The sequence below is a fragment of the Pseudomonas anuradhapurensis genome (genome assembly GCF_014269225.2).
Taxonomy (GTDB): Bacteria; Pseudomonadota; Gammaproteobacteria; order Pseudomonadales; family Pseudomonadaceae; genus Aquipseudomonas; species Aquipseudomonas anuradhapurensis.
Map to the genome: position 1 here is coordinate 4,070,901 of NZ_CP077097.1, position 26,536 is coordinate 4,097,436.

The window sequence follows — 26,536 nt, forward strand, 5'->3', positions numbered from 1 at the left end:
CATGCATTCAATGAAAATCGTGTTTACCGACGAAGACAAAGGCTTCGGTCAGGTGGGTGGCAGCGTCCGCATGGACGACCCAGGCTTGTGGCCTCTGGCGCCCGACACCAAGGAGCCGATGACGCCTTTGTGTACGGTCACGGAAAACTTCCTGCCGGCTAAAATCTTTCCGCCCGGCATGGCTGCCACGGTATTCATCACCGCTCGAAAGCAGCGCGCCGGCGGCTTCAAGCAGTCTGTTGTCAGCCGCTACTCACTTCATGAGCAAGCGGAGCTACCCGGTATCCACAATGGTTATGCACGGTTCATTCTCCACCGGCTGTGTAAGGAGGAGTTAACCGCCCCGCCTGGAACGCTCTTGCTGGAGCGCCGTTATATCGACTTCGAGCCGATGACCGAAGAGGAATTCTCCGAAGAGCACGCTGACGAAGACTCCGGTCTGGGCATTAGCAAGCAACTCGGTCGAGCAGCCTGGATGCAAGATCCCATCTATGTTCCAGACCGGTACTTGCTCCTTTTGCAACTGACCGACTATGAAATCAGCCGCTGGGCTCCCGAGCAGGAAGGGATCTTCCTGGATGGCATCGGTTACATCTATCTGGACAAGCAAGCCCGGCGGAAAAACCAAGGCGACGAAGCCGGGTTCTTTTTCGTTCAGTACGCCTGAATGCCCCGTCAAAGCTCAAAGGGCTTGCCATGAACAGGATCGTGCTATCCCAACAAGATCGCGGCTTCGGCCAGATCGGTGGTGCGCCTTTGCTCAAGGACCTTTCCTTGTGGCCGGTCAACCCGCAAACCGGCGGACTGATGACGCCCATCCTGACCCTGACCGAACAGTTCCAACCGGCCCGGTTCGTCCCGCCAGGCATAGCTATCACGGTTTTTCTCGCCGTCGAGCAACAGCAGGACGGTGGCTTCAGCCGCCCGCTCCAGCGTCGCTATACAGTCAATCTGCAGTCTGAACTGGAGAACGTCATCAACGCCGGCTTTGCCCGGGTCATCCTGCATGAGCTCGCCAGCCAGCCACTGGAGCCCAGCAATCCCCCCTTGCTGCTGGAACGAGCGTTCATCGACTTTGAAGAAATGACTGACGAGGAGCATGACGAGGAGCATGAGGACGAGGACAGCGGGATCGGCCTGAGCAAACCCAGCGGCCGCCCCTGCTGGCTGCAGGACCCGATCTACGAACCACCGCGCTACATGTTCATGATGCAACTGGTGGACGCCGACGTGGCCGAAGCCAGCCCGCAGCATGCTGGGCTGTTCGGCGAAGGCATCGGTTATCTGTTCGTGGACATGCAGGCGCGCCGTGGCAAGGAAGGCGACGACGCCGGTTTCTTCTTCATTCAGTTCACCTGAATGGGCTGCCGACTCCAGACGACCGTCCATAAGCAGCAAGGGCCGAGAAGATTCACGTGAACATCTACCATTTCGACAACTCGCCGTCTCCTTGGGGAGACTGGGGCGCGGTACTGCTCCAGGGCATGATCGCCTGGGATGAACATACCGATGTGGACAGCATCAGGCGCGCTGGGCCGTACACGCCGCCTGCGTATATCCGCTCGGGTTCGCTGGTGCTCACCCAGCCGGTCAAGGAAGGCCTGGAACGAAGCGGCCTGAAAGGCATCAGTCGGTATGAGCACCTGGAAAAAACCCACATCGTGCAGCTTGACTGGCTGCACTGGGATACCCGCAAGCCCATCACCGATTACCTCGAGCTGGAAGGTGGGCCGACCTCGATCATCGACTGCCTGCCGCATGACCCTGCGCTTGCCGCAAGCATGCCGGCGTATTGGCAGGCATTCGTCGTAGGCAAGCTCAACCTGCTCAAGGACCCACGGCACGAACCTGCCGACCTCGGCCAGTATCTCCAGGTGCTCAAGGCCGACGAAAAAGCCGATTTCTTCAAAGGGGATGTCTATCGCGGGTACTTCCTCAGTGAAAGAGCCAAAGCGTGGCTGGAACAGCAATGTCCTGGTTGCTTTACATTCACCCTGCTGCACTACGCGGAGCGTTGACAGCCCCGCTGCCGCTTGCTAATAATCGCCCACAGTTGTACGACAACACATAACAAAAACAACAATCCGTGGACGAACCCATGTCGGCACTCACCCCGCTGCATCCCCGCCTGTTGCACCCTCCTCTTTCCCCAGCCAGCGGGCTTACGCCGCTGAGCAGCTAGCGCCCGGTTACCGCACATCCACCCAGGCCCTCACCGGCCCTTCACCTACCCGCCCCGCCGCAGGCCGCCTGCGCGTGCCCGGTGGTCGGGTTGCCACACCCTTAGGGAGCACAACAATAATGAAAATCTGCCAAACCCTGCCCTTCGCCCTGCTGGGTGCCGGGGCCATCGCCAGCCTGCCGGGCACCAGCTTCGCCGCCGGTTTTGTCGACGATGCCAAGGCCACGCTGGGGCTGCGCAACTTCTACATCAACCGCAACTTCACCAACCCTGGCAACCCACAGGGCAAAGCCGAGGAATGGACGCAGAGCTTCATCCTCGATGCCCGCTCGGGGTTCACCGAAGGGCCGGTCGGGTTCGGTGTGGATGTGCTGGGGCTGTGGTCGGTCAAGCTCGACGGCGGCGGTGGCACCTACGGTACGGCGCTGCTGCCGCGCCATGATGATGGCAAGCCGGCGGATGACTATGGCCGCCTGGCGGTGGCGGGCAAGCTGCGGATCTCGAAGACCGAACTGAAGGTAGGCGAATGGATGCCGGTGCTGCCGATACTGCGCTCGGATGACGGGCGCTCGTTGCCGCAGACCTTCCGTGGCGGGCAGGTGACCTCCAACGAGATCGCCGGGCTGACCCTGTACGGCGGGCAATTTCGCGGCAACAGCCCACGCAACGACGCCAGCATGGACGACATGAGCTACGGCGGTGGTGTGTCGGACCGCTTCAACTTTGCCGGCGGCGAGTACAAGTTCAACCAGGACCGTACCCTGGTGGGGTTGTGGAACGCGGTACTCAAGGACGTCTACCAGCAGCAGTACCTGCAACTGAGCCATAGCCAGCCGCTTGGCGCCTGGACCCTGGGCGCCAACCTGAGCTACTTCCATGGCGACGAGGACGGTTCCGAACGCGCGGGCGAACTGGACAACAAGACCTGGTCCGGCATGTTCTCGGCCAAGTACGCCGGCAACACCTTCTGGGTCGGGCTGCAGAAGGTCGACGGCGATGCCTGGATGCGTGTCAACGGCACCAGTGGCGGGACCCTGGCCAACGACAGCTACAACTCCAGCTTCGACAATGCCAACGAGCGTTCATGGCAGGTACGCCATGATTTCAACTTCGTCACCGTGGGGGTGCCGGGGTTGACCTTGATGAACCGCTATATCAGCGGGCGCGATGTTCACAGCGGGGGCGTGACCGACGGCAAGGAGTGGGTGCGCGAGACCGAGCTGGCGTATGTGATCCAGAGCGGGCCGTTCAAGGATTTGAGCGTGAAATGGCGGAACTCGTCGATTCGCCGGGATTACAGCAACAACGAGTTCGATGAGAACCGCTTGATCTTCAACTACCCGTTGTCGCTGCTGTGATGTGATTGACAACCATCACAAGCAACCACAATAATCGGCACAGTCATACGACAACTTACAACAATCACAAAAAGAGCCGGCCATGACCACCACTCCCCTCAATCGCCTGCTGCTCACCGGAGCGGCAGGCGGCCTGGGCAAGGTCCTTCGCGAACGCCTGCAAGGCTACGCCGAGGTCCTGCGCCTTTCCGATATCAAGCCCATGGCACCTGCTGCGGGCCCGCATGAAGAGGTCATCGTCTGTGACCTGGCCGACAAAGCGGCAGTGCATGCCCTGGTCGAGGGCGTGGATGCCATCCTGCACTTTGGCGGCGTTTCCACCGAGCATGCGTTCGAAGACATCCTCGGCCCGAACATCTGCGGTGTGTTCCACGTGTACGAGGCAGCGCGCAAGCACGGCGTCAGGCGCATCATCTTCGCCAGCTCCAACCACACCATCGGTTTCTACCGCCAGGACCAGCGCATCGACGCCCATTCGCCGCGCCGTCCCGACAGCTACTACGGGCTGTCCAAGTGCTACGGCGAAGACCTGGCCAGTTTCTATTACGACCGCTACGGTATCGAGACAGTCAGCATCCGCATCGGCTCCTCGTTCCCGCAGCCACAGAACCCGCGCATGCTCTGCACCTGGCTGAGCTATGACGACCTGGTGCAACTGATCGAGCGCGGGCTGTTCACGCCCGATGTCGGCCACACCATCGTCTATGGCGCATCCGACAACCGCACCGTGTGGTGGGACAACCGCCATGCCGCGCACCTGGGCTACCGGCCCAAGGACAGTTCCGAAACCTTCCGCAGCGTCGTGGAAGCCCAGCCGGCACCTGCCGCCGATGACCCGAGCATGGTCTATCAGGGCGGTGCCTTCACCGCGGCAGGCCCGTTCGACTGACCCTACGCATGCCTGGAGGCAAGGCCATGAACTGCGAACTGATCGTCGACGCCCGCAATGGCACCGGCGAAAGCCCCGTGTGGCACCCTGACGAACAAGCCCTGTACTGGGTCGATATTCCTGCGCGCCAGCTGCACCGCTGGCAGGCGGCTGATGGCGCGCACCAGGTCTGGCAAGGCGATGAGATGCTCGCCTGTATCGCCCGTAGCGGCGACGGCTGGGTGGCCGGCATGGAAAGCGGCATCTTTGCGCTGCGGGCGAAGGCTGACGGCAGCCTGGACAAGCGCCTGCTCGGCGGCGTGCAGCACGCCCAGGCCGGGATGCGCTTCAATGACGGCCGCTGTGACCGCCAAGGCCGCTTCTGGGCCGGCACCATGCTGCTCGACATGCCGCAAGGCGCCCATGTCGGCGCCTTGTACCGGCTTGACGGCGAAGGCCGGCTACAACTGCAGCAGGACGGCATGATCGTGCCCAATGGCTTGGCGTTCAGCCCTGACGGCCGGCGCATGTACCTGTCCGACTCGCACCCCAACGTGCAGAAGATCTGGGTGTTCGATTACGACATCGACAGCGGCACGCCACATGGCAAACGGCTGTTCGTCGACATGCGCGGCTACCCTGGCCGCCCTGATGGTGCCGCGATCGACCAGGACGGTTGCTATTGGATTTGCGGCAATGACGCCGGCCAGATCCACCGTTTCACCCCCGACGGCCGCCTCGACCGCTCACTCGACGTACCGGTGAAAAAGCCGTCGATGTGCGCCTTTGGCGGTGCCAACCTGGACACCCTGTACGTCACCTCGATCCGCCCCACCGGCATCGACCTCAGCGACCAGCCCCTGGCTGGCGGGGTGTTTGCCCTGAGCCCTGGCACCAAGGGCCTGGAGGAGCCTGCCTACCGGGGTTGAGCCCCACGCCGCAGCCACACTTGCACGCCCGAAACCGGATAATAAAAACCACGGAGTTTCATCATGACGTTCAAACGCAAACTGCTCCTCGCGGTACTCCCTCTCGCCATCAGCCTGCCCCTGCCCGCCTCGGCCCTGGACATCAAGTTCGCCGAGATCCACCCGGCCGGCTACCCGACCGTGGTCGCCGAGCAGAACATGGGCAACAAGCTTGAGCAGGCCAGCAATGGCGAGATCACCTTCAAGATGTTCCCCGGTGGCGTACTGGGTTCGGAAAAGGAGGTCATCGAACAGGCGCAGATCGGCGCCGTGCAGATGACCCGCGTCAGCCTGGGGATCGTCGGCCCGGTGGTGCCGGACGTGAACGTGTTCAACATGCCGTTCGTGTTCCGTGACCATGAGCACATGCGCAAGGTCATCGACGGCGAGATCGGCCAGGAAATCCTCGACAAGATCACCAACTCCGATTTCAACCTGGTAGCCCTGGCCTGGATGGACGGTGGCTCGCGCAGCCTCTACACGAAGAAGCCGGTGCGCAGCCTGGAAGACCTCAAGGGCATGAAGATTCGCGTACAGGGCAACCCGTTGTTCATCGACATGATGAACGCCATGGGCGGCAACGGCATCGCCATGGACACCGGCGAGATCTTCAGTGCCCTGCAGACCGGCGTGATCGACGGTGCCGAGAACAACCCGCCGACCCTGCTCGAGCACAACCACTACCAGAACGCCAAGTACTACACCCTGACCGGCCACCTGATCCTGCCCGAGCCAGTGGTCATGTCCAAGACCACCTGGAACAAGCTCACCCCGGAGCAGCAGGCATTGGTGAAGAAGGTGGCCCGCGAGGCGCAGATGGAAGAGCGCGTGCTGTGGGACGCCAAAACCGCGGCCAGCGAAGAGAAACTCAAGGCCGCCGGTGTCGAGTTCATCAGCGTGGACAAGAAGCCGTTCTACGACGCCACCGCTTCGGTGCGCGAAAAGTACGGTGCACAGTACGCCGACCTGATGAAACGTATCGACGCGGTCCAGTAACCACGGCCTTTTCCCCGAACGACTTCGGCAGTGCGGCCGCCGCCCTGCCGCTTTGGTGATGCCCATGAAAGACTTTGCCCTGCGTGTGAACGACACGCTGTACCGCGGCTGCATCTGGATCGCCGGCCTGTCGATCCTGGCCATGTCGCTGATCATCCCCTGGGGCATCTTCGCCCGTTACGTGCTCGGGGCCGGCTCCAGCTGGCCGGAACCGGTAGCGATCCTGCTGATGGTGGTATTCACCTTCATCGGCGCCGCTGCCAGCTATCGCGCCGGGGCGCACATGGCGGTGGCGATGCTCACCGACCGCCTGCCTGCACAACAGCGCCAGTGGCTGGCCTTGCTGGTACAGGTGTTGATGGTGCTGATCTGCGTGTTCATGACGGTCTACGGCGCCAAGCTGTGCGTCACCACCTGGAACCAGTACCTGGCATCCCTGCCAGGTGTGCGGGTGGGCATGGCCTATGCGCCGATCCCGGTTGGTGGGGTGCTGACCCTGGTGTTCGTGGTGGAAAAACTTCTGTTGGGCGATCAGAGCCAGCGCAAGGTGGTGCGTATCGAGCAGCTTGAAGAAAACGAAGGAGCAGCATAGATGGATGCGTTGATTCTGTTGGGCAGTTTCGTAGCGCTCATCCTGCTCGGCATGCCGGTGGCCTACGCCCTGGGCCTGTCGGCGCTGATCGGCGCCTGGTGGATCGACATCCCGTTGCAGGCGATGATGATCCAGGTGGCCAGCGGGGTGAACAAATTCTCGCTGCTGGCCATTCCGTTCTTCGTGCTGGCCGGTGCGATCATGGCCGAGGGCGGCATGTCGCGACGGCTGGTAGCCTTCGCCGGGGTGCTGGTGGGCTTCGTGCGTGGTGGGCTGTCATTGGTCAACATCATGGCCTCGACCTTCTTCGGGGCGATTTCCGGCTCGTCGGTGGCGGACACGGCGTCGGTGGGCTCGGTGCTGATTCCAGAAATGGAGCGCAAGGGCTACCCGCGCGAATTCTCCACGGCGGTCACCGTCAGCGGCTCGGTGCAGGCGCTGCTGACACCGCCCAGCCACAACTCGGTACTGTACTCGCTGGCCGCCGGCGGCTCGGTGTCGATCGCCTCGCTGTTCATGGCCGGGGTGATGCCAGGGCTGCTGCTGAGCGCGGTGATGATGGGCCTGTGCCTGTTGTTCGCGAAAAAACGCAACTACCCCAAGGGCGAAGTCATACCGCTGCGCCAGGCACTGAAGATTGCCGGTGAGGCGCTGTGGGGGCTGATGGCCATGGTGATCATCCTCGGCGGTATTCTGTCGGGGGTGTTCACCGCGACCGAGTCGGCGGCCGTGGCGGTGGTGTGGTCGTTCTTCGTGACCATGTTCATCTACCGCGACTACAAGTGGCGCGACCTGCCCAAGCTGATGCACCGCACGGTGCGGACCATTTCCATCGTGATGATCCTGATCGGCTTCGCCGCCAGCTTCGGCTACGTGATGACGCTGATGCAGATCCCGTCGAAGATCACCACGGCATTCCTGACCCTGTCGGACAACCGCTACGTGATCCTCATGTGCATCAATTTCATGCTGTTGCTGCTGGGCACGGTAATGGACATGGCACCGCTGATCCTGATCCTTACGCCGATCCTGCTGCCGGTGGTCACCGGTATCGGTGTGGACCCGGTGCACTTCGGCATGATCATGCTGGTCAACCTGGGCATCGGCTTGATCACGCCGCCGGTAGGGGCGGTGCTGTTCGTTGGTTCGGCCATCGGCAAGGTGAGCATCGAGTCGACGGTGAAGGCGCTGCTGCCGTTCTACCTGGCGCTGTTCCTGGTACTGCTGGCCGTGACCTACATCCCGGCTATTTCGCTGTGGCTGCCAGGCCTGCTGCTGTGACCTGGAAGCAGCCGAGGCGCCTGGCATGGTCGTGACCGAACTGCATCTGCACGACCGCCTGACCCGCCTGAGCCTGGCCCCGGAGCTGGGCGCCAGCCTGGTCAACTGGCAGGTGAAGGCGACCGGGCAGGCGTTGCTGCGCCATTCCGGCGCCGACGCGCTGGCCAGCGGTTCGCCACGCCGCCTGGCCTGCTACCCACTGGCGCCTTGGTCCAACCGCATTGCCGAGGGTGGCTTTGCCCGCCCCGGGGGCTGGCAGGCATTGCTACCGAACACCACGCATGATCCGTACCCGATCCATGGCAGTGCCTGGCAGCAGGCCTGGCAGGTCGCCTGGCACAGCGAAGGGCATGCGCGGCTGACGCTGGTCAGCGAAGTCCCCTTCGCCTACCAGGCAACGCTCGATATTCACCTGCATGAAGGTGCACTGGTACTGGGCCTGCAGGTTACCCACCGCGATGCGCGGGCGACCTGGTATGGATTGGGGCTGCACCCGTACTTCCCTCGATACCCCGACACCAGGCTGTATGCGCCAGCGAACAAGGTGTGGCTGGCGGACATGGGGCGGTTGCCTTCGTACCAGGCGCCGGTGCCGCAGCCATGGTGTTTCAATACGATGGGGGGGTTGCCGGAGGCGCTGGTTGACCACGCCTTCAGTGGCTGGCCGGGCGAATGCGTGATCGAACAGCCCAGCGCCGGCTACCGACTGGCATGCCGTGCCAGCGGCGCGGAGCACTTCTTGTTGTTCTGCCCGCAAGGGCAAGGCTTTTTCTGCTTCGAGCCGGTCAGCCATCCGGTCAATGCGCACCACCTGCCGGGGCGCCCGGGGTTGCGCTTGTTACAGCAGGGGGACGCGCTGAACCTGACGTTCACGATGCAGTACCAGGCGCTCTAAGGGTACCGGGGTATCAATCCAGCTGCTGAGCCCTCAGCGCCTGCGCCAGCATGTCGATGAACGCCCGGACCTTGGCCGAACCGTACTTGCTCTCCCGGTGCAGCACATGGATCGGCCAGGGCGCCTCCTCGTACTCGGCCAGCAGCACCTGCAACTGCCCACTGGCCAGTTCATCCGCGACCTGGTACGACAGCAGGCGGGCAATGCCCAACCCGCCACTGGCGGCGGCGATTGCCCCGTCATTGCTGGTGACCGTCAAGCGCGGTTTGACGCGCACCAGGGTCGGTTCCTCGGCCACCCCGAAACGCCAGCCGGCGCGTGGCGACAGGTTGGTGGTGCCGATCACCGCATGCCCGGCCAGGTCGGACGGGTGCTTCGGCACGCCATGGCGCGCCAGGTATTCGGGAGAGGCACACAGCATGCGCCGGACCCTGCCCACGCGCAGTGCTTTCAGCCCGGAGTCCGGCAAGGGTCCGATGCGAACGGCCACGTCCATGCCCTCTTCGACCATGTTGACGATGCGGTCGAGGAAGTAGGCGGAAACGTCAACTTCAGGGTACTGCTGCAGGTAGCGGACGATACACGGCATGACGAACTTCTTGCCGAACAGGATGGGCGCAGTGACGGCCAGGTCGCCCTTGGGCGTCGAGTTGATGCCGGCGGCGGCTTCGTTGGCCTCGTGGATACTGGCGAGGATATGCCGGCTATCTTCCAGGTAGCGGTTACCGGCTTCGGTCAGGCGGACGCTGCGGGTGGTGCGCAGCAGCAACTTGACCCCGAGCTGTTCTTCCAGGGCGCTGACGGCACGGGTAACCGCCGCAGGAGAGATGTCCAGGCGCCGAGCAGCGGCGGCGAAGCTTTCCAGTTCGCCGGTGGCGACGAACACCTTCATCAGGTGGATCTGGTCCATGCGGGCTCCTGGTGGGCATGAGGTGCCGGGATTATCTTTCATCTGGGCGTTTTGTGCTGCTGTTGCGTCCGCGGGCCGCTCCTGCAACAGCCCGCGGAAGAGGCAGGCGAATCACGCATCCAGTACCAACGCTTGCCCGCCTTCTGCCACCTTGGCCGGCACGGCACAACAGATCAGCACCGAACCGGCCTCCGGCAGTTCGGCCGGTGGGTTCGGGTAATGCACCTGGCCACTCACCAGCCGGGTCTTGCAGGTACCGCACGATCCCCCTCGGCAACTGAATTCCGGGGCCAATCCGCGTGCCTCGGCCAGCTCCAGCAACGTGCCGCTACCGGGCGCCCAGCGCGCCTCCTTGGCCGAAGCGGCAAAGTACACGGGCACCGCCTCGCTGGCAGCCGGCGGCTGCTGCAGGCTGGGCTGGCCCGCGTCGGTGTGCCGCCGAAGCGTCGAAGGGCCGAAGGCTTCGGCGTGGATCTGCGCATCCGGTACATGCACCCCGCGCAGCCCCTCATACAACTGCTGGGTAAAACTGCCCGGGCCGCACAGGTAGAAATCGTAGTCACCCAGCGCCAGCGTTGCCTTGACCTGCTCGATCCCCAACCGACCAGCGAATTGGTAATCACGCCCCAGCAACGCCTGCTCTTCCGGCTGGCTCAGGGCACGGTGCACCTGCAGCAGGCCGCCGGCCCGTTGCTGCAAGCCTGCCAGCTCGTCACGAAACGGCAGGTCGGCCAGGCTGCGTGCCCCATGGAACAGGTGGACAGGCCGTGCCTGCTGCGTATTCAACTGTTCGCGCAGCATGGCCAGCAACGGCGTGATACCCACCCCTGCGCCAATCAGCACCAGCGGCCGGGTGCTGTGCGGGTCCAGCACGAAGCTCCCCATGGGCGCACGCACATTCAGCACATCGCCCGCGCTTATGCGCTCATGCAAGTGCCGCGACGCCGGGCCCTGAGCCTTGACGCTGATGCGCAGGTAGCGGTCGGAAGGCGCGCTGGACAAACTGTAGGTGCGGATCAGCGCCGCCTCGCCAGCGCGCTGCACCTGCACCGGTACATGCTGCCCCGCGGCAAAGGTCACCTTGCTGCCGGCAGGCGGTTCAAGGTAGAACGAGCGGATATCGTGGCTTTCCTGTTCTACCCGCAGCACACGCCACGGCTGCCATTGGCGCTGCTGCTGACGTCGCTGCAGGCGCGCTTCGGCTTCTTCCCAGGTGCCGGTCGCCAGGCTGGTGGGCGCATATTCCTTGAACGCCCAGCGCAGGGACACGGCCGCCGGGCGCCACACCACCTGCTCGACGTCCAGCGTCCACAAGCGCTCGGCACCGTCGAAGGCCTGGCTGGCCGGGTTATCCAGCAGAATTTCGCTACGCCCGTAGAGCTGCAGCACATTGCCCGTGGCGAAGTCGATGAAAAGCAACCCTGCGCGTGGGTTCACCAACAGGTTGCCCAAGGTGTTGAAGTGCAGGTTGCCGGCATAGTCGGGGATGGTCAGGCGATTGCCTTCGACCTTGATGAAGCCGGGCCGGCCGCCACGGTGGGAGACATCCACCGAGCGCTGGCCAGCGCCATGCTCGATATAGCTGGCGACAAAAAAAGTGTCGGCTGCGCGGATCATGTCGACAGCCGTTGCATCCAGCGTCACCGCATCGACACGCCCCTGGGCGGGTTCGATGACGCGCGTGTATTCGCGCAACTGGATGTACTGCGGGCAGTTGCCGAACGATTGCTCGACCGTGACCTGCAGTTGGCCGTTGACGCCCTGGTGGATCTGCCCGTTGAGGCGGTTGCGCCGACGCGTGTGCAGTTCGATACCCAGCAGGCCGACCGCCTGCCCGGCGCTCAGCCCGGCGGTGGCGGGGTCGTCTGCCGGCAGCTGGGTGTCGATCGTCAGCTGGCGAGGGTCCGGCGAGCTGACAAAGCCTTCCGGCCCTTCCAGTACGGTCGCCCAAGGGCGGCCCAGGGCATCCACGCTGGCGGCGATCATGAACGGCAGCTGATGATAGAAGGTACGGTGCTGCTCGGGCATGTAGTCGCGAATCACCTTCCGCCCGAACGCCTCCATGCGCTCCGCGACACCGACCTTTTCCTGCAGGGTTTTCTCGCCCGCATGCCAGGGCGAGGGGCGGTGGTCCGGGTTCTGTTGCATGGCGGCGTTCCTCGTGCTGAAGAACTGTCAGGCGCTGGTCTGCAAGCCGATCACGGTGCGCGGCATCGGCACGAAGCCCGGCAGCGCCTCGATCCTGGCCAGCCAGTTGCGTACGTTGGCGTAGGGCTCCAGCGACACGTTGCCTTCTGGTGCATGGGCGATGTACGAGTAGTTGGCGATGTCGGCAATGGTCGGGGTATCACCCGCCAGGAAGGGTGCCTTGGCCAGTTCGGCGTCGATCACCTTGAGCAAGGTGTGGGCACGGGCAATCACTTCATCGGTATTGAACGAAGCACCGAATACCGTCACCAAGCGCGCGGCGGCAGGGCCGAATGCCAGTGGGCCGGCTGCGACCGACAGCCAGCGTTGCACGCGGGCGGCAGCGGCAGGTTCCTCGGGCAGCCAGGTGCCGTTGTCATACTTTTTCGCCAGGTAGACGAGGATGGCGTTGGAATCGGCAATCACCGTGCCGTTGTCATCAATCACCGGCACCTGGCCGAACGGGTTCAGCGCCAGGAAGTCGGGTTGCTTGTGCGCACCTTTGGCCAGGTCGACGAAGACCAGCTCGGTGGGCAGCTTCAGCAGCGCAAGCATCAGCTCGATGCGGTGGGCGTGGCCGGACTTGGGGAAGTTGTAAAGCTTGATCGGGTTCGACATGGGCTTGGCTCCTGGTCAGCTCCGGGGTGGGCTGATGGAGCACATGCTGCACGGGTTCGCCTGGCAACAGAATCAGTGCGCCGGGGAAACCATAATTTCGCCTGGCGCAATAATGCTGACGCAGGTGCCGGCCAGAGCCCCCGCGAGCATCCGCCGCAGGGGCACCCGCAGGATTCAGTGCAGCTTGAAGTAGCGGAATAGCCCGCGTGCTGCCTCGATCACCTGAGGTACGCAAGCCTGGATGTCCTCTTCGCTCATCTGGTCCAGCAGCTCGAAGTTATCCTCCAGCCCATGCAGCGAAATGGCCTTGAGCAACTGATCCTGCTGCGCAGGCAGCGGCTCCCAGCCAGCGACCTGAGTCCCGCGCATGTAGCCAAAGCACCACTCCTCCATGACGATCACCGTGCCCTGCTCGCCTTCGCTTTCCTCGAACAGCGGCTCGAACTGGTCGATGTCATCATTCAGTTGTTCCGCCACCTGGTTGGCATAGCGCAGCATCAACGCCGTATAGGCCTCTTCATGCGCCGGCTTCTTGAATTTCGGCACCTTGCCGCCCGCCACCACGGGCAGCCATTGCTCCGGAGCGACGCTGACCGGCGAGCTGGCCAGCGCCGTGAAAAAACCATTGAGCTCGGCCAGGTTCAGCACCGAGTAATCGTTGCCGTAGGTGATCAGCAGGTCTTCGAGGCGGTCGAGTTCTTTTTCGCTGAGGGCGGGTAGCATGGGGTGGGCATCCTGAGAAGCAAAAGTGTGTGCACCCTAGCACAGAACCGCCCAAGGGCTGCCCGCGGTTGTCGACCCGCGGGCAGTTTGCTCAGCCTGGCAACAGGCTTTGCAGCAGGTGCTGCCTGCCGCTGCCGATCAACAACCACAACAGAATGCGACACTTGCGCGGGCAAAGCTGCCCGGCCATGTGTACACCTTTGCCTTGCAGGTCGATCTCGGCTCCGGCAAACCCATAGGTGGCGCGGGCTGTAGGGCCGCTGCCTGTGCGGGTGGCGACGATTACCGGCAAGGCGGGCACCAGCGTATCCAGCACCTGGGCCCAACAAGCGGAAACATGCCCCGCGCCAAATCCGGCAATGACCAGCCCCTGGTAACCGAGCGTGGCAACGGCCTGCAACATTGCTGTATCCGCGTCAAGGCAGGCTTCCAGCAGTGCAACGCGATGTTCGCTGCGTTGCGGTAGCGGCAGCACCTCCCGCCGTGTAGCCGGTTGGCGATAGACCACCACGCCCTCGACGACATCGCCCAGCGCGCCACCACCGGGCGACTCGAATGCAGCCATCGCCAGGCTGGCGCTCTTGCGCACCCTTGCTGCGCTGTGGACCTGATCATTCATCAGCACCAATACGCCGCGCCCACGGCTGCCCGGCGCCAGCGCAACGTGCGCCGCACCCAGCAGGTTGGCCGGGCCGTCGCAGCCCGGCTGGCTGGCCGCGCGCATGGCACCGGTCATCACGATTGGCGCATCGAACGGCCACAGCAGATCGAGGAAATACGCCGTTTCTTCAAGGCTGTCGGTCCCTTGGGTGAGGATTACCGCCTGCGCTCCACGCTCCACCTCTGCGCGCGCCCAGGCCAACACGTCGAGCAGCGTCGCAAAGCCCAGCGAGGCGCTGGGGAGCAGGCCCAGCGTGGCCATTTCAAGCTGGGCCATCTCGCGCAGTTGCGGCACGCTTGCCAGCAAGGCGTCGCAACCAAGCCTGGGCACCACCGCGCATCCATTGGCGCTTGCCTGCATGCTCACCGTGCCGCCCAGGCTGCCGATCGACAGTTTCGGCAGGTGTGTTTGCGCGCTCATGCAACACCTCCTGCCAGCAGGCCAACCAGCGGCACGATCCCTAGCGTACTGACGGCCATCGACAGCACATTTCCCAGGTAGCCGTGCATATAGGCCGGCAAGCGCTGGGTAATGGCCACTGCCAGCGGGGGCGCCACCAGCGCGCCGAGCACGGCACTGCCCACCACGACTTGCCAGCTACCACCATGGGCAAGCACAGCGGCCGGGACGATCGAGACGATGGGGATGTAGGTGGGGTACCACCCTCGCGCCTGCCATTGACGACGCCAGAACAACACCCCGACCAGTGAAGCCAACGCCTGCCCGGCGACCATCGGCAACAGCAGCAGCGAACCGTAGGCCGGCGCTGCTGGGGCCAGCATGTAAGCCAGGACCACGCCCAGCAGCAGCCCGAGGCTGGCCAGCTCATTACCGAAGAATGGCGCTTCGCTGAAATCGGCCAGGACACGTCGCAAGGTCCAGACAACGCCGTAATCGAGTTGCGCAGCAACGGGTTCGCGTACCGCGGGTTTGTGACTGTGCCGCACCCATGACGGAAAGCGCCGGCACAGCATGAACGCAACCAGGCTTGCCAACGCCATGCCGCTGACGTTGCCGACCACCACCGGCAACTGCAGCGGATAACACAGGTAGTTGACCATCAACAGACTGGCCGGGGTGACCAGCACCGCCCCCAGCAGTGCGCCGCTGAGCGTGACCCGCCAACCCGCGCCGTACAGCAGCACCATGGCTGCCGGCAGCGATACGAAGGCGACGAAGGTCGGCTGCCAGGTGCCACTGGCCAAGGTCCAGCCCCAGAACGCGTGGCTGAGCAGCAGGCCCAACAGCGAGCTGGTGAATACCCATGGCCATAGCCCGCTGCCATAGCAGATGGCAAAACCCTGCCAACGATACCCGTGCACCTGGGCCAGGTGCGCCAGGCAAGCCCCCAGCAGCAAGCCCAGGGCGGGCAGTTCGTGCTTGTAGAACGCCACCTCACTGATATCCCCGACGATCCAGCGCAACCGGCTCAGTGGCTGGTCGAGTGTCGCCGCCAGTTGCGTGTAGTCCGGCCAGTGGCCGTGGGCGAGGCTGGCAGCCAGCGCCGCCAGCAGGCTGACGAACAGCACCAGGGACAAATGCTTCCGATCCAGAGCATGCAAGGTTTTCATGTGCGACCTCCTCAACGCGGCATCGCGGCATGCAGGCGATAACCCAGGGTCGCGTCATAGAGATCGGTACGGCGGTCCCGTGGCAGGTCGTTGAGGCTGTTCCAGATCGGTGCCGAGCGGGCACTGCTGAGGTCGACATCGGCAAAGACAATGCTCTCCTCTTCGGCACTGGCCACCTCGCCGATGGGCCAGCCATTGGTGCCGGCAATCAACGAACAACCCAGGAAGCGCCCGCCCCGCTCATGGCCTATGCGGTTGGCTGCGGCTATGTAGAGGTTGTTGACGTGTGCCGCGGTCATGGTCAGATAGGAAGCCATGCAGCGCCCCGTGTCATCGAACAACGGTGGTGGGGTCCACACCCAGTTGTTCAGGCTGCAGATAATGTCGGCGCCTTGTGCTGCCATCAGCCGTGGCACTTCAGGGAACCAGATGTCCCAGCAGATCAGCAGGCCGATACGCCCGATCGGTGTCTCGAATACCGGAAAACCCAGGTTGCCGGGGGTGAACCAGAGCTTCTCCTGATTCCACAGGTGGGCCTTGCGATAATGCCCCAGCAGGCCTTCAGGGCCGAACAGTACGGCACTGTCGTAGAGCTTCAGCCCGTCGCGTTCGGCAAAACCTGCAGCCAGGTAGACCTGATATTCCCTGGCGAAATCCGCCCAGGCTTTCAGGCTGACGCCTGCTTCCAGGGTTTCGGCGTGGGCATAGGCCTCGGCGCGGGTGCGGAAGGTGTAGCCGGTGTTGGCCAGCTCTGGTAGCACGATCAGGTTGGCGCCTTCACGCACGGCGCGACGGGCCAATGCCAGGCCTTTGCTGAGGTTGCCGTCGCAATGCTCGAGCCCGACCTGCGGGTCGTACTGGATGACGGCGATGCGTACTGGACTGACGGCGGGACAATGTGCAGACATGGCAGCTTCCTTCTTGTGGTTGTTTTGGAAGGGCGCCAGTAAAGCGGGGTTGGGCTGGGGAGTGACAGTCAGGACACTCCCACCAGCTCGAAGGAAAGAGAAAAGAGATATTGTAGGAATGGCCCTACGATCAACACGCTAACAGCCTTGGATCCTGACTTGATAGTGCGGGTAATGGTCCAGGCTGAAACCACCGTGAAACTGCGCTGATGTTCTATCGCAAAGGTTGATCACCACATCCACAGCCGTTCGTAAACACGGCTCGGTCCAGCCGGCGTCAACAGAGAAGGACTCTCCAGCCAGATACAGGCCTGACTGGGCGCTGAAGTCGCGGTTGTATTTCATCAGGTTTACCGCATCGTAATAAGTGCCTGCGCGGTACAGCTTTGCACATCCCAGGGCGTTCTTATCTGTCATCCATCGTTGTATGCGGATGTTGCGAGTGTCAATGTAGGGTGATATGGCCTCGCCTATGTTGCTGCATCGCAGCAGAATTCGATCAAGCTCGCTCACGCATTTCTGCCCCAACTCCTCGTCGGAAAATGCGGCCAGCTTCGTTGCATCGTCCTCCCAGGTATAACTCAGCAGGATGCAGTCTTCTGGATAACTATCGTTGTACCGATAGGCATACACGTCATGGACAAAACTGTCGGTTACCAGAATCTGGGGCACCGCTGACTTACGGTCCAGGAAGCGCTTGTTCAGCGGAGCATAGACCTTGCAGCTCGTCTCCCAGTGGGCATGCTTCCAGGCATCCATGATCGCCTGCGGCAGTATCTGGCGGTTGAAACCGTCAAGACGGATGTTGGTTTCGATCAACCAGGATGGGGTAGTCAAGATCACACTGTCGAAGTCTTGGTATTGCAGGCTCTCTTCAAGCGGATCACTGCAGTGCCAACGATAACCGACCCGCAATTGGCCATTCTCCAGTTTCTGTAGCGAACAGACCGAGGTGTCGGTGAGTAGCCCATGCTCTCGTTGCAACAGGTGCTCGTACAGCGAGGACCCGCCCAGGCCGACGTTCAGAAACAGCAGACTTTCGTCCATCGCCGCGAGCCCGATGTACGCTGGCCCCTGGAACATCAACCCTTTACTGTCAGGCACACGGCTGTCTTCGAGGTGCGGTGCAGCATAGGGCAGCCCCTCTTGATCAACACGCCCATGCACCAACTGCAAGTGGCTACTGAAGCCAAAGATCGCTGTACGTAGCGGATACAGGCAGCAGACGTCATAGAACGCTCCCCAACTGCCATCGCCAATGCCGATCGCATAGAAGATTGCCGATTCGTCGCTGCTCATGCCTAATCCGCCAAAGTCACCAGGGTTTGCAGGATCCCAAGCCGCCAGGGTGGGTAAATGCACGAGTTCTCGGAACGATAATCGGTGATAGCGTTCAACGATGGCCGACCACATCGACTCCCACCCATAAGTGCCATAAACCGTAGCGATACGCTCGGCAAAGCGCGTCGCAAAATGGTGCCACTTGTCATAGACCTGTTGAAGTATCGGGGTGGGCGGAGGTGTCTTGCCTTCCGGGTTACGCCAGATCAGCAGCGCAGGATCGCCACCCCCCTCCAACTGGCCATCACGAAGATATATTCCCGTGGCATTGACCCAAGGTGTACCCGGATTCGGAAAATCGGAAATGCGCAGGTCGAACAGCTTGGCGTAGTAGGCCATAAGCGAGCGCCCGTCTTTAGGGGGTTCACCGGTTCTGTTGAAAAACGGCATGCGCATGGCCCCCATCTCGAAAGGAGTTGTCGGCTGCTTGTGAGTTCCAGTGCTATTCACCAAGGTCAGGTGACGCCCGCCAACACGCTGCGACTGCTCGATCAAGGAGATCCGGGTGAAGCCGCAACGCAATAGTTCTCGAGCCGCAGTCAGCCCGGTAATACCGGCACCCACGATGCAAATCCGGTGGTCTGGCTGAGTGGCTCGTGCAACGCCTTTTTCCTGTTCGATCAGACGGCGGTAGTCAAAGCAGAGATCAGGAGGGTTGGGGTAACGCGCGGCCCACGGTTGCATGGGCAGGGAGGGCTCAATGGCGAGGTCTGCAGGATGGTTGTGGGTTGAACCGATGGTCATGTTGTCGTGCTCTTCATGGGTTGAAGAACCGAGCGTGAACATTTCCCAAAGGGGTGAAGGGGTTGTTAATTAGCACCCGCCGGCAGCCACAGGATCGGCAGATACCTGTGGCTGACGGATAGGCGGCAACTGAGCTGTTACGTTTTACACCGCCAGCGCGCGCTCACGCAGCTCGCTGTTGAGGATGCGGTCGTTCTCGCTGTAGTCGACCGGGCAGTCGATCACGTGCACACCTGGGGTCTTGATGCAGTGCTCGAGCAGCGGCAGCAGGCCGTCGGCGCTTTCCACGCGGTGGCCATTGGCACCATAGGCTTCGGCGTACTTGACGAAGTCCGGGTTGCCATAGTCCAGGCCGAAATCGGTGAAGCCCATGTTGGCCTGCTTCCAGCGGATCATGCCGTAGCCGTCGTCACGCAGGATCACCACGGTGATGTGCATCCCTAAGCGTACTGCCGTTTCCAGCTCTTGGCTGTTCATCATGAAGCCGCCGTCGCCGCACACCGAGATCACTGGGCGGTCCGGATGCACCAGATGCGCTGCCATCGCCGATGGCAGGCCGGCGCCCATGGTCGCCAGGGCGTTGTCCAGCAGCACGGTGTTGGGCTTGTGCGCCTTGTAGTTGCGGGCGAACCAGATCTTGTAGATGCCGTTGTCCAGGGCGACGATGCCTTCGGACGGCAGTACGCGACGGATGTCGGCCACCAGGCGCTGCGGGTAGACCGGGAAGCGGTTGTCGTCGGCGCCTTCGGCAATCTGCGCTTCGTTGGCTTCACGGATGGCCATCAGGCGGGTGAAGTCCCAGTGCGAGGTGTCGCTCAGCGCTTCGCCGATCTGCCAGACGGCGTTGGCGATGTCACCGATCACTTCCACCTGCGGGAAGTACACGGCATCCACTTCAGCGGAGCGGAAGTTGATGTGGATGACCTCGGTGCCGCCACGGACCATGAAGAATGGCGGCTTCTCGATCACGTCGTGGCCGATGTTGACGATCAGGTCGGCGGCTTCGACGGCGCGGTGCACGAAGTCACCCGAAGAAAGCGCAGCGTTACCGAGGAAACGCGGATGGCGCTCGTCGACTACACCTTTACCCATCTGCGTGGTGATGAACGGGATGCCAGTCTTGTCGATCAGCTGCTTGAGGACCTTGGCGGTCATCTTGCGGTTGGCGCCGGCACCAATCACCAGGATCGGGTTGCGCGCATTCTGCAGTTTCTCCACCGCAGCTTCGATGGCCTTGTGCTCGGCCAGCGGGCGGCGGTGCAGGCTTGGCGGAATCGGCAGGCTGTCGGTCTGCTCGGCGGCGATGTCTTCTGGCAGTTCCAGGTGGACCGCACCCGGTTTTTCTTCTTCAGCCAGGCGGAAGGCTTCGCGCATGCGGGCCGGGATGTTGTCGGCCGAGGCGAACTGGTGGGTGTACTTGGTGATGGGGTCCATCATGCCGCACACGTCGATGATCTGGAAACGGCCCTGCTTGGACTTCTTGATCGGCTTCTGGCCGGTGATCATCATCATCGGCATGCCGCCCAGGTAGGCATAGGCGCTGGCGGTAACCAGGTTGGTGGCGCCGGGGCCGAGGGTGGACAGACTGACGCCGGTCTTGCCGGTCAGGCGACCGTAGGTGGCAGCCATGAAACCTGCGGACTGCTCGTGACGGGTGAGTACCAGTTTGATCTTCGACTTGCGCAGGGATTCCAGCAGGTCGAGGTTTTCTTCACCGGGAATACCGAATACATACTCGACACCTTCGTTTTCCAGGCATTGCACAACGACATCGGCGGCCTTGGCCATCTTGCTTGCTACCTCAAGTGATGGGACGGTGGAAGTCCGGAAATGCGCAGCACGGTACGCTGGCATCGCTTGGCTCAGGGCCAGAAGTGCCCCGAATCAAAGTCTTGACGAAAGGTCGGTACGGAAAAGTCACGCTGATTTGGCGGAATGTTGCCCAGCGCTGTAGGAGCGGCCTTGCGTCGCGATCGGTGTAGGAGCGGCTTTAGCCGCGAAACAGGCGACGCGGTTTGCCAGGTAGATCGGGGTTGCAGGGTGGCGGCCGCTGTGCGGCCGATCGCGACGCAAGGCCGCTCCTACAGGGCGCGCGCTTGTTTTGCCGGCGCAAAGACAAAACCCCTACCTGCATGCGCAGATAGGGGTTTTGCGAAATGAATCTTGACGATGACCTACTCTCACATGGGGAAGCCCCACACTACCATCGGCGATGCATCGTTTCACTACTGAGTTCGGGATGGGATCAGGTGGTTCCAATGCTCTATGGTCGTCAAGAAATTCTGTTGCCAGAAGGTCCTGATAGACACTCCAGCGAATCCGGATATGTGATGTTCGTGGTTCGTTGCGAACTTTCGGTTCGTATCATCTTCACCACCGCAATCTGCGTCAGCAAATTGCTTGGGTGTTATATGGTCAAGCCTCACGGGCAATTAGTATTGGTTAGCTCAACGCCTCACAGCGCTTACACACCCAACCTATCAACGTCGTAGTCTTCGACGGCCCTTCAGGGAACTCAAGGTTCCAGTGAGATCTCATCTTGAGGCAAGTTTCCCGCTTAGATGCTTTCAGCGGTTATCTCTTCCGAACATAGCTACCCGGCAATGCCACTGGCGTGACAACCGGAACACCAGAGGTTCGTCCACTCCGGTCCTCTCGTACTAGGAGCAGCCCCTCTCAAATCTCAAACGTCCACGGCAGATAGGGACCGAACTGTCTCACGACGTTCTAAACCCAGCTCGCGTACCACTTTAAATGGCGAACAGCCATACCCTTGGGACCGGCTTCAGCCCCAGGATGTGATGAGCCGACATCGAGGTGCCAAACACCGCCGTCGATATGAACTCTTGGGCGGTATCAGCCTGTTATCCCCGGAGTACCTTTTATCCGTTGAGCGATGGCCCTTCCATACAGAACCACCGGATCACTAAGACCTACTTTCGTACCTGCTCGACGTGTTTGTCTCGCAGTCAAGCGCGCTTTTGCCTTTATACTCTACGACCGATTTCCGACCGGTCTGAGCGCACCTTCGTACTCCTCCGTTACTCTTTGGGAGGAGACCGCCCCAGTCAAACTACCCACCATACACTGTCCTCGATCCGGATAACGGACCTGAGTTAGAACCTCAAAGTTGCCAGGGTGGTATTTCAAGGATGGCTCCATGAGAACTGGCGTCCCCACTTCAAAGCCTCCCACCTATCCTACACAAGCAAATTCAAAGTCCAGTGCAAAGCTATAGTAAAGGTTCACGGGGTCTTTCCGTCTAGCCGCGGATACACTGCATCTTCACAGCGATTTCAATTTCACTGAGTCTCGGGTGGAGACAGCGCCGCCATCGTTACGCCATTCGTGCAGGTCGGAACTTACCCGACAAGGAATTTCGCTACCTTAGGACCGTTATAGTTACGGCCGCCGTTTACCGGGGCTTCGATCAAGAGCTTCGCTTGCGCTAACCCCATCAATTAACCTTCCGGCACCGGGCAGGCGTCACACCCTATACGTCCACTTTCGTGTTTGCAGAGTGCTGTGTTTTTAATAAACAGTCGCAGCGGCCTGGTATCTTCGACCGGCATGGGCTTACGGAGCAAGTCCTTCACCCTCGCCGGCGCACCTTCTCCCGAAGTTACGGTGCCATTTTGCCTAGTTCCTTCACCCGAGTTCTCTCAAGCGCCTTGGTATTCTCTACCTAACCACCTGTGTCGGTTTGGGGTACGGTTCCCAGTTATCTGAAGCTTAGGAGCTTTTCTTGGAAGCATGGTATCAACCACTTCGTCGCCTAAAGGCAACTCGTCATCAGCTCTCGGCCTTGAAATCCCGGATTTGCCTAAGATTTCAGCCTACCACCTTAAACCTGGACAACCAACGCCAGGCTGGCCTAACCTTCTCCGTCCCTCCATCGCAATAACTGGAAGTACAGGAATATTAACCTGTTTTCCATCGACTACGCTTTTCAGCCTCGCCTTAGGGACCGACTAACCCTGCGTCGATTAACGTTGCGCAGGAAACCTTGGTCTTTCGGCGTGCGAGTTTTTCACTCGCATTGTCGTTACTCATGTCAGCATTCGCACTTCTGATACCTCCAGCAAGCTTCTCAACTCACCTTCACAGGCTTACAGAACGCTCCTCTACCGCGTCATCAAAGATGACACCCGTAGCTTCGGTGCATGGTTTGAGCCCCGTTACATCTTCCGCGCAGGCCGACTCGACTAGTGAGCTATTACGCTTTCTTTAAAGGGTGGCTGCTTCTAAGCCAACCTCCTAGCTGTCTAAGCCTTCCCACATCGTTTCCCACTTAACCATGACTTTGGGACCTTAGCTGACGGTCTGGGTTGTTTCCCTTTTCACGACGGACGTTAGCACCCGCCGTGTGTCTCCCATGCTCGGCACTTCCAGGTATTCGGAGTTTGCATCGGTTTGGTAAGTCGGGATGACCCCCTAGCCGAAACAGTGCTCTACCCCCTGGAGTGATACATGAGGCGCTACCTAAATAGCTTTCGAGGAGAACCAGCTATCTCCGAGCTTGATTAGCCTTTCACTCCGATCCACAGGTCATCCGCTAACTTTTCAACGGTAGTCGGTTCGGTCCTCCAGTCAGTGTTACCTAACCTTCAACCTGCCCATGGATAGATCGCCCGGTTTCGGGTCTATACCCAGCGACTAAACGCCCTATTAAGACTCGCTTTCGCTACGCCTCCCCTATTCGGTTAAGCTCGCCACTGAATATAAGTCGCTGACCCATTATACAAAAGGTACGCAGTCACCTAACAAAGTAGGCTCCCACTGCTTGTACGCATACGGTTTCAGGTTCTATTTCACTCCCCTCTCCGGGGTTCTTTTCGCCTTTCCCTCACGGTACTGGTTCACTATCGGTCAGTCAGTAGTATTTAGCCTTGGAGGATGGTCCCCCCATGTTCAGACAAAGTTTCTCGTGCTCCGTCCTACTCGATTTCATTGACAAGAGATTTTCGTGTACGGGGCTATCACCCACTATGGCCGCACTTTCCAGAGCGTTCCACTAATCTCAAATCAACTTAAGGGCTGGTCCCCGTTCGCTCGCCACTACTAAGGGAATCTCGGTTGATTTCTTTTCCTCAGGGTACTTAGATGTTTCAGTTCCCCTGGTTCGCCTCTTGCACCTATGTATTCAGTACAAGATACTCAGCTTGTGCTGAGTGGGTTCCCCCATTCAGAGATCTCTGGATCACAGTCTGTTTGCCGACTCCCCAAAGCTTATCGCAGGCTACCACGTCTTTCATCGCCTCTGACTGCCAAGGCATCCACCGTATGCGCTTCTTCACTTGACCATATAACCCCAAGCAATCTGGTTATACTGTGAAGACGACATTCGCCGAAAATTCGCATGTTGCTCTTTCGAGCAGAACTCACAAATTTTACCTTAGCCTGATTAACCAGCAGTGAAACTGGCCATCAGTCTATATCTATCACATATCCGAATTTTTAAAGAACGATCTGACAAAAGCCAGAAATCAACATTCACATTGGAATGCTCATTTCTAAGTTCTGAGCAGTGCTGCGAAACCTGAAAGAGTGGTGGAGCCAAGCGGGATCGAACCGCTGACCTCCTGCGTGCAAGGCAGGCGCTCTCCCAGCTGAGCTATGGCCCCGTGTATTCTAGGCCGCACCAAGTAATTGGTAGGTCTGGGCAGATTTGAACTGCCGACCTCACCCTTATCAGGGGTGCGCTCTAACCAACTGAGCTACAGACCTATAACAGGGTCGCGTTACAGCATCGTCTTTTACAATGAATCAAGCAATTCGTGTGGGAGCTCATCAGCAGGCTGATGTCGTCGATTAAGGAGGTGATCCAGCCGCAGGTTCCCCTACGGCTACCTTGTTACGACTTCACCCCAGTCATGAATCACACCGTGGTAACCGTCCTCCCGAAGGTTAGACTAGCTACTTCTGGTGCAACCCACTCCCATGGTGTGACGGGCGGTGTGTACAAGGCCCGGGAACGTATTCACCGCGACATTCTGATTCGCGATTACTAGCGATTCCGACTTCACGCAGTCGAGTTGCAGACTGCGATCCGGACTACGATCGGTTTTGTGAGATTAGCTCCACCTCGCGGCTTGGCAACCCTCTGTACCGACCATTGTAGCACGTGTGTAGCCCAGGCCGTAAGGGCCATGATGACTTGACGTCATCCCCACCTTCCTCCGGTTTGTCACCGGCAGTCTCCTTAGAGTGCCCACCATAACGTGCTGGTAACTAAGGACAAGGGTTGCGCTCGTTACGGGACTTAACCCAACATCTCACGACACGAGCTGACGACAGCCATGCAGCACCTGTGTCAGAGTTCCCGAAGGCACCAATCCATCTCTGGAAAGTTCTCTGCATGTCAAGGCCTGGTAAGGTTCTTCGCGTTGCTTCGAATTAAACCACATGCTCCACCGCTTGTGCGGGCCCCCGTCAATTCATTTGAGTTTTAACCTTGCGGCCGTACTCCCCAGGCGGTCAACTTAATGCGTTAGCTGCGCCACTAAAATCTCAAGGATTCCAACGGCTAGTTGACATCGTTTACGGCGTGGACTACCAGGGTATCTAATCCTGTTTGCTCCCCACGCTTTCGCACCTCAGTGTCAGTATCAGTCCAGGTGGTCGCCTTCGCCACTGGTGTTCCTTCCTATATCTACGCATTTCACCGCTACACAGGAAATTCCACCACCCTCTACCGTACTCTAGCTCGCCAGTTTTGGATGCAGTTCCCAGGTTGAGCCCGGGGCTTTCACATCCAACTTAACGAACCACCTACGCGCGCTTTACGCCCAGTAATTCCGATTAACGCTTGCACCCTCTGTATTACCGCGGCTGCTGGCACAGAGTTAGCCGGTGCTTATTCTGTCGGTAACGTCAAAACAGCAAGGTATTAACTTACTGCCCTTCCTCCCAACTTAAAGTGCTTTACAATCCGAAGACCTTCTTCACACACGCGGCATGGCTGGATCAGGCTTTCGCCCATTGTCCAATATTCCCCACTGCTGCCTCCCGTAGGAGTCTGGACCGTGTCTCAGTTCCAGTGTGACTGATCATCCTCTCAGACCAGTTACGGATCGTCGCCTTGGTGAGCCATTACCTCACCAACTAGCTAATCCGACCTAGGCTCATCTGATAGCGTGAGGTCCGAAGATCCCCCACTTTCTCCCGTAGGACGTATGCGGTATTAGCGTTCCTTTCGAAACGTTGTCCCCCACTACCAGGCAGATTCCTAGGCATTACTCACCCGTCCGCCGCTGAATCAAGGAGCAAGCTCCCGTCATCCGCTCGACTTGCATGTGTTAGGCCTGCCGCCAGCGTTCAATCTGAGCCATGATCAAACTCTTCAGTTCAATACTGCTTGGGTTTTTAAGAAACCCTAAACTTGGCTCAGCAATCTCAAATGACTATGTGATTTCTCGCATGGCCACTTGTGATGCTGATAATCTTTGTGACTATCAGTCCGTACTCACAAGCACCCACACGAATTGCTTGATTCGATTTGTTAAAGAGCGTTTGGTTAAGATCGTTTCATCTCAACCGAGGCGCGCATTCTACGCTTTCCTCATTTGCTGTCAAGCGTTTATTTTGAAGTTTTTTACCGCCAGCTTCTTTCGAAACCTTTGAACTTCAATCACTTACCGCTTGCCCCGAAGCGTTCATCGCTGCGAGGAGGCGAATAATACGCGCTTTGAAATCAGAGTCAACACCTTGATCTGAAAAAACTTTCTGCAGCG

The 26,536-nt window shown here is 60.3% G+C and carries 19 protein-coding genes, 2 tRNA genes and 3 rRNA genes; 10 read left to right on the plus strand and 14 right to left on the minus strand.

What is annotated here, in order from left to right:
- Position 1 precedes the first annotated feature (1 nt).
- From HU763_RS18650 to HU763_RS18695, 10 genes are all read left to right on the plus strand, one after another.
- The gene (locus tag HU763_RS18650) at positions 2-667 is read left to right on the plus strand and encodes a hypothetical protein (protein WP_186688102.1); all 666 of its coding nucleotides are present in this window, start codon (positions 2-4) and stop codon (positions 665-667) included.
- 41 nt (positions 668-708) lie between these two features.
- The gene (locus tag HU763_RS18655) at positions 709-1,359 is read left to right on the plus strand and encodes a hypothetical protein (protein ID WP_225931895.1); all 651 of its coding nucleotides are present in this window, start codon (positions 709-711) and stop codon (positions 1,357-1,359) included.
- Positions 1,360-1,415: 56 nt separating this feature from the next.
- Complete coding sequence (locus HU763_RS18660; RefSeq protein ID WP_186688108.1) at positions 1,416-2,018, plus strand: hypothetical protein; 603 nt, start codon at positions 1,416-1,418, stop codon at positions 2,016-2,018.
- A 283-nt stretch (positions 2,019-2,301) separates the two neighbouring features.
- Positions 2,302-3,540 carry an OprD family porin gene (locus HU763_RS18665; RefSeq protein ID WP_186688111.1) on the plus strand — a complete coding sequence of 413 codons (1,239 nt, stop codon included), beginning with the start codon at positions 2,302-2,304 and terminating at the stop codon, positions 3,538-3,540.
- A gap of 82 nt (positions 3,541-3,622) precedes the next feature.
- Positions 3,623-4,429: an NAD-dependent epimerase/dehydratase family protein gene (locus tag HU763_RS18670; protein WP_170031729.1), complete on the plus strand. Its 807-nt coding sequence runs from the start codon at positions 3,623-3,625 to the stop codon at positions 4,427-4,429.
- Between the two features lie 26 nt (positions 4,430-4,455).
- Positions 4,456-5,337: a glucurono-1,5-lactonase gene (locus HU763_RS18675; protein ID WP_186688114.1), complete on the plus strand. Its 882-nt coding sequence runs from the start codon at positions 4,456-4,458 to the stop codon at positions 5,335-5,337.
- 63 nt (positions 5,338-5,400) lie between these two features.
- Positions 5,401-6,372, plus strand: coding sequence for a TRAP transporter substrate-binding protein (locus HU763_RS18680; protein WP_186688115.1), 972 nt, complete (start codon positions 5,401-5,403; stop codon positions 6,370-6,372).
- 64 nt (positions 6,373-6,436) lie between these two features.
- Positions 6,437-6,964, plus strand: a complete 528-nt coding sequence (locus HU763_RS18685; RefSeq protein ID WP_186688117.1) for a TRAP transporter small permease — start codon at positions 6,437-6,439, stop codon at positions 6,962-6,964.
- The gene (locus HU763_RS18690; RefSeq protein ID WP_170031742.1) at positions 6,965-8,245 is read left to right on the plus strand and encodes a TRAP transporter large permease; all 1,281 of its coding nucleotides are present in this window, start codon (positions 6,965-6,967) and stop codon (positions 8,243-8,245) included. It begins immediately after the preceding gene.
- A 25-nt stretch (positions 8,246-8,270) separates the two neighbouring features.
- Positions 8,271-9,140: an aldose 1-epimerase gene (locus HU763_RS18695; protein ID WP_186688119.1), complete on the plus strand. Its 870-nt coding sequence runs from the start codon at positions 8,271-8,273 to the stop codon at positions 9,138-9,140.
- A gap of 13 nt (positions 9,141-9,153) precedes the next feature.
- On the opposite strand, the gene HU763_RS18700 is transcribed toward HU763_RS18695, so the two are convergent.
- From HU763_RS18700 to HU763_RS18765, 14 genes are all read right to left on the minus strand, one after another.
- Positions 9,154-10,050: a LysR family transcriptional regulator gene (locus HU763_RS18700; protein ID WP_170031748.1), complete on the minus strand. Its 897-nt coding sequence runs from the start codon at positions 10,048-10,050 to the stop codon at positions 9,154-9,156.
- 111 nt (positions 10,051-10,161) lie between these two features.
- Positions 10,162-12,198, minus strand: coding sequence for a pyridoxamine 5'-phosphate oxidase family protein (locus tag HU763_RS18705; RefSeq protein ID WP_186688120.1), 2,037 nt, complete (start codon positions 12,196-12,198; stop codon positions 10,162-10,164).
- Positions 12,199-12,225: 27 nt separating this feature from the next.
- Entirely contained in the window at positions 12,226-12,855 is a 630-nt protein-coding gene (locus HU763_RS18710; RefSeq protein WP_170031754.1) for a glutathione S-transferase family protein, read from the minus strand.
- A 174-nt stretch (positions 12,856-13,029) separates the two neighbouring features.
- Complete coding sequence (locus HU763_RS18715; RefSeq protein ID WP_186688122.1) at positions 13,030-13,578, minus strand: UPF0149 family protein; 549 nt, start codon at positions 13,576-13,578, stop codon at positions 13,030-13,032.
- A 91-nt stretch (positions 13,579-13,669) separates the two neighbouring features.
- Positions 13,670-14,659 (minus strand): asparaginase, encoded by a 990-nt coding sequence (locus HU763_RS18720; RefSeq protein WP_186688125.1) that lies wholly within the window; start codon positions 14,657-14,659, stop codon positions 13,670-13,672.
- Positions 14,656-15,810: a hypothetical protein gene (locus tag HU763_RS18725; protein WP_186688128.1), complete on the minus strand. Its 1,155-nt coding sequence runs from the start codon at positions 15,808-15,810 to the stop codon at positions 14,656-14,658. The genes HU763_RS18720 and HU763_RS18725 overlap by 4 nt, the downstream gene beginning before the upstream one ends.
- An 11-nt stretch (positions 15,811-15,821) precedes the next feature.
- The gene (locus HU763_RS18730; protein ID WP_186688130.1) at positions 15,822-16,718 is read right to left on the minus strand and encodes a nitrilase family protein; all 897 of its coding nucleotides are present in this window, start codon (positions 16,716-16,718) and stop codon (positions 15,822-15,824) included.
- A 138-nt stretch (positions 16,719-16,856) separates the two neighbouring features.
- Positions 16,857-18,803, minus strand: a complete 1,947-nt coding sequence (locus HU763_RS18735; RefSeq protein WP_186688132.1) for a flavin monoamine oxidase family protein — start codon at positions 18,801-18,803, stop codon at positions 16,857-16,859.
- A 144-nt stretch (positions 18,804-18,947) separates the two neighbouring features.
- Positions 18,948-20,591, minus strand: coding sequence for an acetolactate synthase large subunit (locus HU763_RS18740; protein WP_200627349.1), 1,644 nt, complete (start codon positions 20,589-20,591; stop codon positions 18,948-18,950).
- 373 nt (positions 20,592-20,964) lie between these two features.
- Positions 20,965-21,080, minus strand: a 5S ribosomal RNA gene (rrf, locus tag HU763_RS18745).
- Positions 21,081-21,214: 134 nt separating this feature from the next.
- Positions 21,215-24,106, minus strand: a 23S ribosomal RNA gene (locus tag HU763_RS18750).
- Positions 24,107-24,351: 245 nt separating this feature from the next.
- A tRNA-Ala gene (locus HU763_RS18755) sits at positions 24,352-24,427 on the minus strand.
- Positions 24,428-24,453: 26 nt separating this feature from the next.
- Positions 24,454-24,530 (minus strand) — tRNA-Ile (locus HU763_RS18760).
- A gap of 85 nt (positions 24,531-24,615) precedes the next feature.
- Positions 24,616-26,152: ribosomal RNA gene (locus HU763_RS18765) — 16S ribosomal RNA — on the minus strand.
- Together the 16S, 23S and 5S rRNA genes with 2 tRNA genes alongside form the textbook arrangement of a ribosomal RNA operon.
- Positions 26,153-26,536: the final 384 nt, after the last annotated feature.

What these genes read in the sequence shown, in the direction of transcription:
- HU763_RS18675 (WP_186688114.1), top strand. Translation starts at nt 4,456, where the DNA reads ATGAACTGCGAACTGATCGTCGACGCCCGCAATGGCACCGGCGAAAGC.
- HU763_RS18725 (WP_186688128.1), bottom strand. Translation starts at nt 15,810, where the DNA reads ATGAAAACCTTGCATGCTCTGGATCGGAAGCATTTGTCCCTGGTGCTG.
- HU763_RS18685 (WP_186688117.1), top strand. Translation starts at nt 6,437, where the DNA reads ATGAAAGACTTTGCCCTGCGTGTGAACGACACGCTGTACCGCGGCTGC.
- HU763_RS18705 (WP_186688120.1), bottom strand. Translation starts at nt 12,198, where the DNA reads ATGCAACAGAACCCGGACCACCGCCCCTCGCCCTGGCATGCGGGCGAG.
- HU763_RS18735 (WP_186688132.1), bottom strand. Translation starts at nt 18,803, where the DNA reads ATGACCATCGGTTCAACCCACAACCATCCTGCAGACCTCGCCATTGAG.
- HU763_RS18695 (WP_186688119.1), top strand. Translation starts at nt 8,271, where the DNA reads ATGGTCGTGACCGAACTGCATCTGCACGACCGCCTGACCCGCCTGAGC.
- HU763_RS18720 (WP_186688125.1), bottom strand. Translation starts at nt 14,659, where the DNA reads ATGAGCGCGCAAACACACCTGCCGAAACTGTCGATCGGCAGCCTGGGC.
- HU763_RS18700 (WP_170031748.1), bottom strand. Translation starts at nt 10,050, where the DNA reads ATGGACCAGATCCACCTGATGAAGGTGTTCGTCGCCACCGGCGAACTG.
- HU763_RS18690 (WP_170031742.1), top strand. Translation starts at nt 6,965, where the DNA reads ATGGATGCGTTGATTCTGTTGGGCAGTTTCGTAGCGCTCATCCTGCTC.
- HU763_RS18715 (WP_186688122.1), bottom strand. Translation starts at nt 13,578, where the DNA reads ATGCTACCCGCCCTCAGCGAAAAAGAACTCGACCGCCTCGAAGACCTG.
- HU763_RS18730 (WP_186688130.1), bottom strand. Translation starts at nt 16,718, where the DNA reads ATGTCTGCACATTGTCCCGCCGTCAGTCCAGTACGCATCGCCGTCATC.
- HU763_RS18680 (WP_186688115.1), top strand. Translation starts at nt 5,401, where the DNA reads ATGACGTTCAAACGCAAACTGCTCCTCGCGGTACTCCCTCTCGCCATC.
- HU763_RS18650 (WP_186688102.1), top strand. Translation starts at nt 2, where the DNA reads ATGCATTCAATGAAAATCGTGTTTACCGACGAAGACAAAGGCTTCGGT.
- HU763_RS18740 (WP_200627349.1), bottom strand. Translation starts at nt 20,591, where the DNA reads ATGGCCAAGGCCGCCGATGTCGTTGTGCAATGCCTGGAAAACGAAGGT.
- HU763_RS18665 (WP_186688111.1), top strand. Translation starts at nt 2,302, where the DNA reads ATGAAAATCTGCCAAACCCTGCCCTTCGCCCTGCTGGGTGCCGGGGCC.
- HU763_RS18670 (WP_170031729.1), top strand. Translation starts at nt 3,623, where the DNA reads ATGACCACCACTCCCCTCAATCGCCTGCTGCTCACCGGAGCGGCAGGC.
- HU763_RS18710 (WP_170031754.1), bottom strand. Translation starts at nt 12,855, where the DNA reads ATGTCGAACCCGATCAAGCTTTACAACTTCCCCAAGTCCGGCCACGCC.